This window comes from Stenotrophomonas sp. TWI587 (assembly GCF_039674145.1).
GTDB classification, from domain to species: Bacteria; Pseudomonadota; Gammaproteobacteria; order Xanthomonadales; family Xanthomonadaceae; genus Stenotrophomonas; species Stenotrophomonas maltophilia_AY.
In genome coordinates, this window is sequence record NZ_JBDJMW010000006.1 from 121,449 (window position 1) to 133,853 (window position 12,405).

The 12,405-nt window shown below is 67.4% G+C and carries 11 protein-coding genes and 1 other RNA gene; 1 reads left to right on the forward strand and 11 read right to left on the reverse strand.

Annotated elements, in window-relative coordinates; genetic code table 11:
- Nucleotides 1-22: 22 nt before the first annotated feature.
- Genes murG through mraZ form a run of 9 tightly spaced genes read right to left on the reverse strand, consistent with a single transcriptional unit; the run spans nucleotide 23 to nucleotide 9,916 of the window.
- Nucleotides 23-1,117, reverse strand: coding sequence for an undecaprenyldiphospho-muramoylpentapeptide beta-N-acetylglucosaminyltransferase (murG, locus tag ABE464_RS11850; protein ID WP_346472110.1), 1,095 nt, complete (start codon nucleotides 1,115-1,117; stop codon nucleotides 23-25).
- Nucleotides 1,114-2,442, reverse strand: a complete 1,329-nt coding sequence (ftsW, locus tag ABE464_RS11855; RefSeq protein WP_346472111.1) for a putative lipid II flippase FtsW — start codon at nucleotides 2,440-2,442, stop codon at nucleotides 1,114-1,116. The genes murG and ftsW overlap by 4 nt, the downstream gene beginning before the upstream one ends.
- The gene (mraY, locus tag ABE464_RS11860; protein ID WP_088433957.1) at nucleotides 2,442-3,527 is read right to left on the reverse strand and encodes a phospho-N-acetylmuramoyl-pentapeptide-transferase; all 1,086 of its coding nucleotides are present in this window, start codon (nucleotides 3,525-3,527) and stop codon (nucleotides 2,442-2,444) included. Before mraY ends, ftsW begins: the two co-directional genes overlap by 1 nt.
- The gene (gene murF, locus ABE464_RS11865; protein WP_346472112.1) at nucleotides 3,517-4,911 is read right to left on the reverse strand and encodes a UDP-N-acetylmuramoyl-tripeptide--D-alanyl-D-alanine ligase; all 1,395 of its coding nucleotides are present in this window, start codon (nucleotides 4,909-4,911) and stop codon (nucleotides 3,517-3,519) included. The genes mraY and murF overlap by 11 nt, the downstream gene beginning before the upstream one ends.
- The gene (locus tag ABE464_RS11870; protein ID WP_346472113.1) at nucleotides 4,908-6,389 is read right to left on the reverse strand and encodes a UDP-N-acetylmuramoyl-L-alanyl-D-glutamate--2,6-diaminopimelate ligase; all 1,482 of its coding nucleotides are present in this window, start codon (nucleotides 6,387-6,389) and stop codon (nucleotides 4,908-4,910) included. The genes murF and ABE464_RS11870 overlap by 4 nt, the downstream gene beginning before the upstream one ends.
- Nucleotides 6,386-8,230, reverse strand: coding sequence for a penicillin-binding transpeptidase domain-containing protein (locus ABE464_RS11875; RefSeq protein WP_346472114.1), 1,845 nt, complete (start codon nucleotides 8,228-8,230; stop codon nucleotides 6,386-6,388). Before ABE464_RS11875 ends, ABE464_RS11870 begins: the two co-directional genes overlap by 4 nt.
- Nucleotides 8,227-8,490 carry a cell division protein FtsL gene (gene ftsL / locus ABE464_RS11880; RefSeq protein WP_019182492.1) on the reverse strand — a complete coding sequence of 88 codons (264 nt, stop codon included), beginning with the start codon at nucleotides 8,488-8,490 and terminating at the stop codon, nucleotides 8,227-8,229. The genes ABE464_RS11875 and ftsL overlap by 4 nt, the downstream gene beginning before the upstream one ends.
- Nucleotides 8,487-9,455, reverse strand: coding sequence for a 16S rRNA (cytosine(1402)-N(4))-methyltransferase RsmH (gene rsmH, locus ABE464_RS11885; protein WP_346472115.1), 969 nt, complete (start codon nucleotides 9,453-9,455; stop codon nucleotides 8,487-8,489). The genes ftsL and rsmH overlap by 4 nt, the downstream gene beginning before the upstream one ends.
- A gap of 14 nt (nucleotides 9,456-9,469) precedes the next feature.
- Complete coding sequence (mraZ, locus tag ABE464_RS11890; RefSeq protein WP_019182494.1) at nucleotides 9,470-9,916, reverse strand: division/cell wall cluster transcriptional repressor MraZ; 447 nt, start codon at nucleotides 9,914-9,916, stop codon at nucleotides 9,470-9,472.
- A gap of 324 nt (nucleotides 9,917-10,240) precedes the next feature.
- Between mraZ and ABE464_RS11895 the strand changes: the two genes are divergently transcribed.
- Nucleotides 10,241-11,002 (forward strand): NRDE family protein, encoded by a 762-nt coding sequence (locus tag ABE464_RS11895; protein ID WP_346472116.1) that lies wholly within the window; start codon nucleotides 10,241-10,243, stop codon nucleotides 11,000-11,002.
- A gap of 179 nt (nucleotides 11,003-11,181) precedes the next feature.
- Here ABE464_RS11895 and rnpB read toward each other — a convergent pair.
- Nucleotides 11,182-11,532: RNase P RNA component class A (rnpB, locus tag ABE464_RS11900), an RNA gene on the reverse strand.
- Nucleotides 11,533-11,570: 38 nt separating this feature from the next.
- On the reverse strand, nucleotides 11,571-12,392 hold the full coding sequence (gene rsmI, locus ABE464_RS11905; protein ID WP_346472117.1) for a 16S rRNA (cytidine(1402)-2'-O)-methyltransferase: 822 nt from the start codon (nucleotides 12,390-12,392) through the stop codon (nucleotides 11,571-11,573).
- Between the last annotated feature and the right edge of the window lie 13 nt (nucleotides 12,393-12,405).

A 12,405-nucleotide genomic window follows, 5' to 3' on the forward strand; every position in this document is an offset into this window, starting at 1 on the left:
AGGCTGACGCGCGTAGCGGTGTTCATTTGGATTCCTCGAGAATGATGTCGGCGATGCGCTCAGCGGCATCGACCTTGGCCAGGGCACGCGCGGCCTTGGCCATCTGCATGCGTCGGGCGGAATGTTCGGACAAATCACGCAACACGCCTTCCAGCTGTGTCGCCAGCGTTTCATCCTGCTTCAGCAACACAGCGGCGCCGCGCTCGACCAGATACTCCGCGTTGCGGGTCTGGTGATCGTCGACGGCGGCTGCGAACGGCACCAGCACGCTGCCCACCCCGACCGCGCACAGCTCGGCCAGCGTGGACGCACCGGAGCGGCACACCACCAGATCGGCCCAGGCAAACGCCTCGGCCATGTCGGCAATGAACGGCTCCACGCTTGCCTGCACGTCGACATCGGCATAGGCCTGCAGCGCTTCGGCATGCAGCTTCTCGCCGCTCTGGTGACGCACCTGCACCGGCATGCGGGCGCCCAGCGCGGCCAGTGCCTTGGGCACCGCGTTGTTGAGTACGCGTGCGCCCTGGCTGCCACCCAGCACCAGCAGGCGCAGCGGGCCCTGACGGTTGGCCAGGCGCAGCTCCGGCGGGGTGATCGCGGCGATCTCGGCACGCACCGGATTGCCGACCGCTTCCTCGCGCTGGGCGAAGCTGCCCGGGAAACCGGCCAGTACCCGGCGCGCGACGCGCGACAGCACGCGGTTGGTCATGCCCGGGGCGCGGTTCTGTTCGTGCACCAGCAACGGCAACCCGTGCAGGCGCGCGGCGATACCGCCGGGGCCGGAAGCGAAGCCACCGAAGGCGATCACCGCACGCGGCTGACGATCACGGATCAGGAAGCCGGCCGCACGGATCGCACGCAGCAGCCGCAGCGGCGCGCCGATCAGGGCCAGCTTGCCCTTGCCGCGCAGGCCGCCGATGGCCAGCGTATCGATGTGGATATCGTGCTGCGGCACCAGGCGCGTTTCCATCGCGCCGTCGGCACCGAGCCAGGTGACCGGCACGCCGCGCTCGCGCAGCACCTTGGCCACGGCCAGGCCGGGGAAGATGTGTCCACCGGTGCCGCCGGCCATGATCATGACCGGGCGCTGGGACGGATCGAGGCGGGGCGTGCTCATCCCATCCTCCCCAGCGTCGGCTCGATGCGTTGCTGCATGCGGCTGGTGCCACGCGTGGCGCTGTCACGCGGTGCGCTATCGCGTGCAGCGCTGTCCTGCATCGCCGCGGCGATGGCACTGGCGCTGTCGGCCTTGGGGACATCGCCCGGCAGCGGACCCTCCTGGTCGGCGCCCATGCGCACGGCCTGGCGGCGCTCGGCGCGGTCCAGTTCATAGGAGACGCGCAGCAGCAGGCCCATCGCCACGCAGGTCATCAGCACGCTCGAGCCGCCCGAGGAAATCAGCGGCAGGGTCAGGCCCTTGGTCGGCAGGATGCCGAGGTTGACCCCGATCGAGACGAAGCTCTGCATGCTGATCCACAGGCCGATGCCGAAGGCGATGTAGCCGGAGAAGTGGCGCTTCATTTCCACGCAGCGCATGCCCAGCCAGAAGGTCCGGCCGACCAGCAGCGCATACAGCGAAATGATCAGGCAGGTGCCCAGGAAGCCCAGCTCCTCGGCGGTGACCGAGAAGATGAAGTCGGTATGCGCTTCGGGCAGGTAATAGAGCTTCTGCACCGAATTGCCCAGGCCCACGCCGGTCCACTCGCCACGGCCCACGGCCATCAGCGCGTTGGACAGCTGGTAGCCGTCGCCCTGCTGATCGGCCCACGGATCCAGGAAGGAGGTGATGCGGCGCATGCGGTACGGTTCGATGATCGCCAGCGCGCTCATGCCGACCATGCCGATGATCACCGGCATGGACATGCGCGGCATGTTGACCCCGCCCAGCACCAGCATGCCGGCGGTGATCGCCAGCAGCAGGGTGGACGAGCCGAAGTCCGGCTGCAGCAGCAGCAGCACCACGAGCGCGCCAGCCACGCCGAGCGGCTTGAGCATTGCCGGCCAGGTGGCATTGACCTCATCGCGGAAGCGGACCAGATAGCTGGACAGCCACACGATGTAGAGCACCTTGACCGCTTCGACGGTCTGGAACTTGGAGATGCCCAGGTTGATCCAGCGGCGGGCACCGTTGACGCTGCTGCCCAGGCCCGGGATGAACACCACCACCAGCAGCGCGAAGCAGCCCAGCAGCAGGATCTGGTTGTACTGCTCGATGCTCTTGAGTTCGGTACGCATGGCGACGATCGCCAGGCCGATACCCACCGCCAGGAAGATCAGGTGGCGGTTGAGGTAATAGAACGGGCTGCTCATCAGCGCGATCGAGCTCGACGCGACCATCACCACGCCAAGCCCGGTGAGCGCGATGATCGCGCCCAGCAGCCACTTGTCGAAGTGGCCTCCGATGGCTTCCAGGCGGGTGGCTTGGCGCGACAGGTCGTTCATCAGCGGACCTTCAACGTGGCCAGGCCGATCAGGACCAGCACGACGGAGATGATCCAGAAGCGCACGATCACGCGCGGCTCCGGCCAGCCCTTGAGTTCGAAGTGGTGGTGGATCGGCGCCATGCGGAACACGCGCTTGCCGGTCAGCTTGAACGAGGCGACCTGGATCATCACCGACAGCGTCTCGATCACGAACACGCCGCCCATCACCACCAGCACCAGTTCCTGGCGGGTGATCACTGCGATCGTGCCCAGCACCGCACCCAGCGCCAGCGCGCCGATGTCGCCCATGAAGACCATGGCCGGATAGGTGTTGAACCAGAGGAAGCCCAGGCCTGCGCCGGCGATCGCCGCGCAGATGATGACCAGCTCACCGGCGCCCGGGATCTGCGGGATCTGCAGGTAGCTGGAGAACACCACGTTGCCCGAGGCATAGGCGAACACGCCCAGGGCGCAGGCGACCAGCACCGTCGGCATGATCGCCAACCCGTCCAGGCCGTCGGTCAGGTTGACCGCGTTGGAGAAGCCGACGATCCAGAAATACGCGATGGCCACGAAGCTGATGCCGGCCAGCGGCAGCGCGATCGACTTGAACATCGGAATGTAGAACGTCATCGCCGCCGGGACATCGGCGGTGTAGAACAGGAACAGACCGGCGGCCAGACCAAAGATCGACTGCAGCAGGTACTTCCAGCGCGACTTCAGGCCGTTCGGATCGCGCCGGACGATCTTGATCCAGTCGTCGTACCAGCCGATCGCGCCGAAGCACAGCATCACCGCCAGCACCAGCCAGACATAGCGATTGCGCAGGTCGGCCCACAGCAACACCGACAGCGTGATCGTCAGCAGGATCAGCGAGCCGCCCATGGTCGGCGTGCCGGCCTTGGCGAAATGGGTCTGCGGGCCATCCGTACGGATCGGCTGGCCGCCCTTGAACTGGGCCAGCTTGCGGATCATCGCCGGGCCGAGCCACAGCGACAGGAACAGGGCGGTGAGCGCCGCGAGGATGCCGCGCAGGGTCAGATAGCCGAACAGCCCGAACAGGCTCTCCAACTGCTGCAGCCATCGGGCCAGTTCAAGCAACATGGGGGGTTTCCTCTCCTTGCGCGAGCAGCGCTTTGACGATCGTGTCCATGGCGCTGCCACGCGAGCCCTTGACCAGGCAGCGCACGCCGGCATGCAGTTCGGTGGCGAGCGCGGCGGCCAGGGCCTGGTGACTCTGGAACGGCTGGCCGCCTTCACCGAAGGCGGTCGAGGCGGCAGCGCTCAGCGGGCCGAGCGTGTACAGCCGCTTCAGGCCGGCCTCGCGGGCGCGGCGGCCGGCCTGGGCATGCAACGCCTCGCCGTCCGGGCCGAGTTCGCGCATGTCGCCCAGTACCAGCCAGCCCTCGTCCTTCGAGGCAGCCAGGGCATCAATGGCGGCGGCCAGCGAACCGGGGTTGGCGTTGTAACTGTCATCGATCAGCACCGCGCCATTGGGCAGCTGGTGCGCGATCTGGCGACCCGGGACCGGCTCGGCGCGGGCCAGGCCGGCGGCGATCTGCGCCACCGCAATGCCCGCGGCCAGTGCCAGCGAGGCAGCGGCCAGCGCGTTGCTGATGTTGTGCCGGCCCGGCAGGCCCAGCGTGATCTCGGCATCGCCCGCGGGCGTGGACAGCACGAACTGGCTGCCCTGCGCGGCCGGGCGGATCGCACGTGCGGTGACATCGGCACTGTGGTCCAAGCCGTAGCGCAGCACGCGGCAGCGCGGCGGCTGACCGACGATGTGTTGTTCGAACCAGATCCCGAAGGCGTCATCGGCATTGATCACGGCCACGCCATCGGACGGCAGCGCCGCGTAGATCGCGCCCTTGGTGGTGGCCACGCCCTGCAGGCTGCCCATGCGTTCCAGATGCGCCGGGGCGATGTTGTTCACCAGTGCGTAGTGCGGGCGCACGATCTCGGTGAGGTAAGCGATGTCGCCCGGCTTGCCGGCGCCCATTTCGTAGACGGCGTAGTCGGCATCTTCCGGCGCGTCGAGCACCGCCAGCGGCAGGCCGATCTCGTTGTTGCGGTTGCCCGGGTTGGCATAGACCACCTTGCGGTCGTCACGTGCCACCTGTTCCAGGATCGCCAGCAGCAGGCTCTTGACGCTGGTCTTGCCGTTGCTGCCGGTGATCGCGAAGACCGCGGTGTCGCGGTCGCGCTGCATGCCGGCGGCGATGCGGCCCAGGGCATGCTCGCTGTCAGCGACCACGATCTGTGGCAGCGCCACATCCAGCAGGCGCTCCACCAGCATCGCCGAGGCACCGCGCGCCAGGGCGTCGGCTGCGAAGTCATGGCCATCGAAGCGCTCGCCACGCAGGGCCACGTACAGGCTGCCCGGGGCCAGCGTGCGGGTGTCATTGCTGATGGCATCGATGGCGGTGTCTTCGCCATGGATCTCGCCACCGGCCCAGTGGGCGATCAGCGAGAGCGGGGTGCGCTTCATGGTGCATCCTCCGCGCGCGCGGCCAGCACACGGCCGGCGACTTCAGTGTCGTCGAACGCGTGCTTGACCCCGTGGATCTCCTGGTAGGGCTCGTGGCCCTTGCCGGCGATCAACACGATGTCGCCCGCGCCGGCCTGGCCGATCGCGGTGGCGATCGCGGCGGCGCGGTCGCGCTGCACGGTGACGGCAGCGGGTGCCTCGAATCCCTTGAGGATGTCGGCCACGATCACGTCGCCGTCTTCACCGCGCGGATTGTCGTCGGTGACGATGACCACGTCGGCATGGCGTTCTGCGATGGCGGCCATCTGGGGGCGCTTGCCGGTGTCGCGCTCGCCACCACAGCCGAACACGCAGACCAGGCGCCCGGCCAGATGGCCCTGCACGCTGGTCAACGCCTGTTCCAGCGCATCCGGGGTATGGGCGTAATCGACCACGACGGTGGGCAGGCCACCCTCGCCGCCCAGGCGGTTCATGCGCCCGGCGATCGGCTGCAGCTGCGAGAGCAGCGCGGCGATCGCGGCCGGGGTGTGATCCAGTGCATAGAGCGCACCGGCCACGGCCAGCAGGTTGTCCACGTTGAAGCGCCCGAGCAGCGGCGACTGCACCGGGTGGCGCTGACCGTCCACGACCAGATCGAAGGCGATGCCGCGGCCGTCCAGGGTGAGCGAATCGGCGCGCAGGGTGGCCTGCGCGGCACCGCGCGAGCTCACACCGATCGGGCGCACGGTCTCGCCGACGGTGCGCAGCAGTTCACTGCCGAAGCTGTCATCGAGATTGACCACGGCGGCCTTGAGCCCGTCGCGGTGGAACAGCTTGGCCTTGGCCGCGCCGTACTGCGCCATGTCGCCGTGATAGTCGAGATGGTCGCGGGTGAGATTGGTGAACACCGCCACGTCGTAGTGCACCGCATCCACGCGGCCCTGGTCGAGCGCGTGCGAGCTGACTTCCATCGCCACGGCCTGGGCACCCCCGTCGCGCAGCTGTGCCAGCACCTCATGCATCTGCAGCACCAGCGGCGTGGTGAAGCCGGTCGGCACGACATCGCCATAAAGTCCGACGCCCAGCGTGCCGATACTTCCACTGCGGGTGCCGAGCAGGTGCCAGGCCTGGGCCAGCAGCTGGACGGTGGAGGTTTTGCCGTTGGTGCCGGTCACGCCCACCATGGTCATCGCGCGCGACGGATGGCCGTGGAACTGGTCGGCCATCGCACCCATGCGGTGGCGCAGGCCGGGCACGGCAATCGCATCGGCCGGCGCAGGCAGCTCGGCCGGGGCCGGCGGATCGAACAGGATCGCCCCGGCGCCATTGGCGCGGGCCTGATCGACAAAGCCCAGCCCGTGCGCGCCGAAGCCGGCGATCGCCACGAAGGCATTGCCCGGGCGCACCGCGCGGCTGTCCAGCACCAAGCCGGTGATGGTCGGGTCGTGGCTCAGCACCACATCGGGAAGCAACTGCGACAGCAACATCATCTGGCTCATTGCGTGCCTCCCTGCGCGGGCGGCACTGTGGCGTGCGCGCTGGGCAGCGCGGCATCGAATTCTGCGGCGGCATCGGGCGCGATCACCGTTTCCGGTGGCGGCGTCGGCAACGACGAGGCGGTATGCCCCAGCTTTCCGGACTGCTGGGCGGCCAGCCACGACTCGATGTCATCCGGCGGCACGTCCATCAGGCGCAGCGCGCCTTCCATGACGTTGTGGAACACCGGTGCGGACACCAGGCCGCCGTAGTACTTGCCGCCCTGCGGGTCGTTGATGACGATGACCGTGGCGAAACGCGGGTTGGTGGCCGGCACCACGCCGGCGAACAGCGCGTTGTAATGGCCACGCTCGTAACCGCCGGGGCCGGCCTTGCGGGCGGTGCCGGTCTTGCCGGCCACGTGGTAACCCAGCACCGCCGCCTGCTTGGCGCCGCCCTGGGTGACCACGGTTTCCATCATCGCCACCACTTCCTTGGCGATGTTCTCATCGATGATCTGCTTGCCTTCGTTGCGCTGGCCTTTGACGAAGGTCGGCGCGATCAGCTTGCCGCCGTTGCCCAGCGCCGAGTAGGCGGTCGCGATCTGCAGCGGGCTGACATTCAGGCCGTAGCCATAGGACATCGTGGTCTTGGACGGACCACTCCAGCGCGCCGGGCGCGGCAGCACGCCGGCCGATTCGCCCGGGAAGCCGCTGTGCGGGGCGACGCCATAACCGAAGCTGTGAATGTGGTCGTAGAAGACCTGGTCCGGCATCTTGGCGGCGATCTTGGCCGCGCCGATGTTCGAGCTGCGGGTGATCACGCCGGTGACGGTGAGCACGCCATTGTTCCGCGGCACGTCCTTGATCGTGTAGCGGCCCAGCGCCATGTAGCCCGGGTTGGTATCCACCGTGGTGTCTTTGGTGACCACGCCGGACTGCAGCGCCGAGGCGATGGTCAGCGGCTTCATGGTCGAACCCGGCTCGACCAGATCGGTCACCGCGCGGTTGCGGCGGGTGTCCGGCGCAGCGCCACCCACGGCATTGGGGTTGTAGGTCGGCAGGTTGACCATGGCCAGGATCTCGCCGGTGGCCACATCCATGATCACCATCGAACCGCCGGCTGCCTTGTTCTCGATCAGCGCGTTGCGCAGCTCCTTGAAGGCCAGGAACTGGATGCGGCGGTCGATGCTGAGGGTGAGGTCCTTGCCCGGCTCGGCGGCGCGCAGCAGATCGCTCTCCACCGTGTCGCCCTTGCGGTTGCGGATCACGCGCTTGGCGCCGGCCTTGCCGCGCAGCCATTCGTCGAAGGCCAGCTCCAGCCCTTCCTGGCCGCGGTCGTCGATGTTGGTGAAGCCGAGCACGTGCGCCATCGCCTCACCCTGCGGGTAGAAGCGGCGGAACTCGCGCTGCGAGGCCACGCCCGGGATCTTCAACGCGACCACTTTCTCCGCATCGTCCGGATTGATCCGGCGGCGCAGGTACATGAATTCCTTATCGGCCTTCTGCGAGAGCTTGGAGGTCAGCTCATCCAGCGGCATGCCCAGCGCGGTCGCCAGCTCGGGGATACGGTCCGGCGAACGCAGCAGTTCCTGCGGGTTGACCCAGATCGAGGCGACCGGGGTGGACACCGCCACCGGTTCGCCATTGCGGTCGGTGATCATGCCGCGCGAGGTGTTGATCGGCAGTTCGCGCAGGTAACGCGCTTCGCCCTGGCGCTGGTAGAACTCGCTGTTGATGATCTGCACGTAGGCGGCGCGGCCGACCAGCGAGACCGAGCACAAGCCGAGCGCCAGCCCCACCCACTTCAGGCGCTGGCGGAGGTTGAAGCTGTTGCGCGCACGGTTGCGACCCGACTTGTTCATGGCCGGATCACCACGACATCGGCCGCTTCCGGGAACTTCATGCCCAGGCGCTCGCGGGCGACGCGGTCGACCCGGGTCGCCTCGGCCAGGGTGGCCTGCTCAAGCTGCAGGCGACCGAACTCGATGTTGATCTCATCGCGCGCACGCTCGACCCGGGACAGCTCCACGAAGGTCTGGCGGTGGCGGTGGCGCATGAACACCACGCCGATCGCCGAGGCGACGGTGCAGGCCAGCAGCACGATCAACAGCAGGCGACTCATCCGGCCACCTCACGCTTTTCGGCGACGCGCAGCACGGCGCTGCGCGAGCGCGGATTGACTGCCAGCTCGTCGTCTTCGGCCTTGATGGCGCCGCCCTGCAGGTCCAGCGTCGGCACGAACGCGGCCAGCTCGGGCAACCGGCGGTTGCTCGGCGGCGCCTTGGCGTAGCGGTTCATGAACTGTTTGACGATGCGGTCTTCCAGCGAATGGAAGCTGATCACCGCCAACCGGCCACCGGGCTTGAGGCGTGCCAGTGCCGCGTCCAGACCGGCTTCGAGATCGGCCAGTTCACGGTTGATATGGATGCGGATCGCCTGGAAGCTGCGCGTGGCCGGGTGGATCTTGTCCTTGCCACGCGGCATCACCGAGGCGATCAACTCCGCCAGTTCGGCGGTGCGGGTGAAGGGCTGCTTGTCGCGGCGGGCGACAATGGCCTTGGCGATGCGACGGCCCTGGCGCTCTTCGCCATAGGTCCACAGCACGTCCATCAGCTCGCGCTCTTCAACGCGGTTGAGCCACTGGGCAGCGCTTTCGCCGCTGTCCGGATCCATGCGCATGTCCAGCGGGCCATCCTTGCCGAAGCTGAAACCGCGCTCGGCGACATCCAGCTGGGGCGAGGACACGCCCAGATCGAACAGCACGCCATCCAGGCCCTCGGCGGTGGCCTCCCAGTGCAGCAGATCGGCGAAGCTGCCACGGAAAATCGAGACGCGCGGGTCCGGCGCGAAATCGCGCTCGGCTACCGCAATCGCCTCGGGATCCTTGTCCATGACCAGCAGCCGGCCTCCAGGACCGAGTTGCTCGAGCACGCCGCGGGCGTGACCGCCACGACCGAACGTGCCATCGAGATACACGCCGTTTTCGATCACCTTCAGGCCATCCAAGACCTGCGTGTACAGGACCGGCAGGTGGCCTGCCGGCGACTGCGACACCGGAAGGTGACCGGTCTGCGCTGCTCCGCGCATCCGGGCACCCCGGCTCACAACTTCAGGTCGAGCAACCCATCGCCGAGATCCTCGTCAGACAACGTCTGCTGGATCAACGCGCGATGAGCCTGCTCGCTCCACAATTCGAATTTGTCGCCCATACCGAGCAGCACCGCCTTCTTTTCAATGCCAACGGCACCACGGTGGCTGGCGGGAATACTGATGCGGCCGTTGCCGTCCAGCTCCAGATGCGCGGCCGAACCGACCAGCTTCTGTTGCAGGAGGCGCACGACGCGCTGTGTGTTGGGCTTGGACATGACGTCGTCACGGACGCGTTCCCATTCCTGTTCGGCGTACAGCCACAGACAGCCGGACTCGAACGGGTTGTAGGTCAGGACCAGACGGTTGTTGCTCACACGCGCGACGAGGTCGCGATGCGCGGTCGGAACCGCCATGCGCCCTTTGTCGTCAACAGTGATGGCCGTCTCGCCTTGAAACACGACGTTTTCACCTTTCCTTCGCCCGGTGAAACATTGAACCACGAAAAACCACAAAAAACCCGGTTTCCCCTCTGATGCCCACCTTAGCAGTGCCGATTGGGTTGTCAACAACTTTGCGAAGGGGAAATCACTTTGAACATCAAGGGCTTGCAGCAATGTTTAGAGACTTGTTCAAGGCTTATCCACAAGTTGCTGTTTCGTCTCATTTTTTGAGATTTCGCCGAAGTTCAGGCCTGTGGAGACCGCGTGAAACATCAGCCCGTATTCATCCCAGCCGGGATCGGCATCGCCTCAGGGCTGCGCAGAACCGGCACAATGTGAGGCATGTGTCTGCTCGCGCTTGCCTGGAAAACGCACCCCCGCTGGCAGCTGGTGATGGCCGGCAACCGCGATGAGTTCCACGCGCGGCCGACCGCCGCCCTGGGCCGGTGGCCCGCGCCGGACGACGCCGTGGCCGCAGGCCGCGACCTGCGCTCGGGCGGGACCTGGGCCGGGATCGGTGCGCACGGACGGATGGCGGTGGTGACCAATGTGCGCGACCCGCTGGCCCGGCAGACCGGCCCCTCACGCGGCGCCCTGGTCGCCGACTACCTGCGCGACGCAGCGCCCGCCGCGTTGTTCGCCGACCAGCTCGCCCGGCGCGCGGTCGAGTTCGCCCCGTTCAATCTCCTGCTGGCCGACCACGTCAGCTGCCAGTTCCTCGGCAACCATCCCCTGCACCGCCACTCCTTGTCGCCCGGCGTCCACGGGATGTCCAACGGGCCACTGGATGCGCCCTGGCCGAAAACCGTGACATTGAACGCAGCGCTGCGCGCATGGGTGGACCAGGGCAACGATGATCCGGGGCCACTGTGGGATGCCCTGCGCGATGAGACCCGCGCTGACGACAGCGCCCTGCCGGAGACCGGCATCGGCCTGGAGCGCGAGCGCTGGCTGTCCTCCGCCTTCATCCGCAGCCCGGAGTACGGCACCCGCGCCAGCACGATCATCGCACTGGACGCCGACGGCCACGGCTTCATCGCCGAGCGCCGGTTCGATGCGGAAGGTGTCTGCGTGGGTGAAACGACGCTGGCAACGCACGACTGATCGTGGTCGGGACTGTGCCGTGATCGGCGAGCACCCAAACCCCAGGACACTCAAGCGGAGCAACAGCCCCCTTTAGTAAGGGGGCGCGCCGTCAGGCGCGGGGAATTGGAGGCTGGTAGCCCGGGGCCCAGGTTTGCGCTGCAAACCTTGGGGCTTTTTTCGCGAGTCCGCGAAAAAAGCGGCGGAGCCGGCCGATAAGCCGGGTTTTGTCGTGGACAGTCATTCTTCTAGGCGATGCGTCACCGCAGCGCTCAAGCAACCTACCCGAACCCGACGCGGGCCACGCCATTAGGTCCCTATTTGGTCTTGCTCCAGGTGGGGTTTGCCGTGCCGGTCTGTTACCAGACTCGCGGTGCGCTCTTACCGCACCATTTCACCCTTACCGGCTTCCCGAAGGAAACGTAGGCGGTATCTTTCTGTTGCACTTTCCGTCGGCTTGCGCCGCCCAGGCGTTACCTGGCACCTTGCCCTGTGGAGCCCGGACTTTCCTCGGCATCCGCAAGGGATGACGCGACTGTCTGGCCGACTCCGCCGTGCGCATTGTCCCACAAAACAAGGTCCATCGCGGTTACCCGCCGTACAACGCCTTGCGCGGGGCACCAGTGATTTCAGCCGCCAGCTTGGCCGCGGTCGAGGGCGGCAGGTGCTCGCTCAGCTTGGCGTACAGGCGCCGGCCCTGGACCAGCTGAGCCTCCTCATCGTCGGCCGCGCCCTGCACCATCACAACGAACTCGCCCTTGCGCTGGTTGTCGTCCGCCTCGACCCGCTGCAGCAGCGAGGCCAGGTCACCGTCGAGCACGGTCTCGAACAACTTGGTCAGCTCGCGCGCCAGCACCGCCGGGCGCTCCGGCCCGAACGCGGCGATCATGTCCGCCAGCGATTCGGTGATCCGGTGCGAGGATTCGTAGAACACCAGGGTGCGGGTTTCACCGGCCAGCGCGTGGAGGCGCTCGCGGCGGCCGGAGGCCTTGGCCGGCAGGAAGCCCTCGAAGGTGAAGCGGTCGCTGGGCAGGCCGGCCACGCTAAGCGCGGCGATCGCCGCACACGCACCCGGGATCGGGCTGACCTTGATCCCGGCATCGCGCGCGGCGCGCACCAGCCGGTAACCCGGGTCGCTGACCAGCGGGGTACCGGCATCACTGACCAGCGCCAGCGACTCGCCCGCCAGCAGGCGCGCCACGATCCGCTGCGACAACGCTTCTTCATTGTGGTCATGCAGCGCCACCAGCGGCTGCTGGATGCCGAAGTGGGCCAGCAGCTGGCCGCTGCGACGGGTGTCCTCGGCGCAGATCGCGGCCACCGAACGCAGCACGTGCTGCGCGCGCGGGGTCAGATCGGCGAGGTTGCCGATCGGGGTGGCAACGACATACAGCGTGGGGACAGCACTCATCAGCGGCTCTTCC

What these genes read in the sequence shown, in the direction of transcription:
- murG (WP_346472110.1), bottom strand. Translation starts at nt 1,117, where the DNA reads ATGAGCACGCCCCGCCTCGATCCGTCCCAGCGCCCGGTCATGATCATG.
- ftsW (WP_346472111.1), bottom strand. Translation starts at nt 2,442, where the DNA reads ATGAACGACCTGTCGCGCCAAGCCACCCGCCTGGAAGCCATCGGAGGC.
- mraY (WP_088433957.1), bottom strand. Translation starts at nt 3,527, where the DNA reads ATGTTGCTTGAACTGGCCCGATGGCTGCAGCAGTTGGAGAGCCTGTTC.
- murF (WP_346472112.1), bottom strand. Translation starts at nt 4,911, where the DNA reads ATGAAGCGCACCCCGCTCTCGCTGATCGCCCACTGGGCCGGTGGCGAG.
- ABE464_RS11870 (WP_346472113.1), bottom strand. Translation starts at nt 6,389, where the DNA reads ATGAGCCAGATGATGTTGCTGTCGCAGTTGCTTCCCGATGTGGTGCTG.
- ABE464_RS11875 (WP_346472114.1), bottom strand. Translation starts at nt 8,230, where the DNA reads ATGAACAAGTCGGGTCGCAACCGTGCGCGCAACAGCTTCAACCTCCGC.
- ftsL (WP_019182492.1), bottom strand. Translation starts at nt 8,490, where the DNA reads ATGAGTCGCCTGCTGTTGATCGTGCTGCTGGCCTGCACCGTCGCCTCG.
- rsmH (WP_346472115.1), bottom strand. Translation starts at nt 9,455, where the DNA reads ATGCGCGGAGCAGCGCAGACCGGTCACCTTCCGGTGTCGCAGTCGCCG.
- ABE464_RS11895 (WP_346472116.1), top strand. Translation starts at nt 10,241, where the DNA reads ATGTGTCTGCTCGCGCTTGCCTGGAAAACGCACCCCCGCTGGCAGCTG.
- rsmI (WP_346472117.1), bottom strand. Translation starts at nt 12,392, where the DNA reads ATGAGTGCTGTCCCCACGCTGTATGTCGTTGCCACCCCGATCGGCAAC.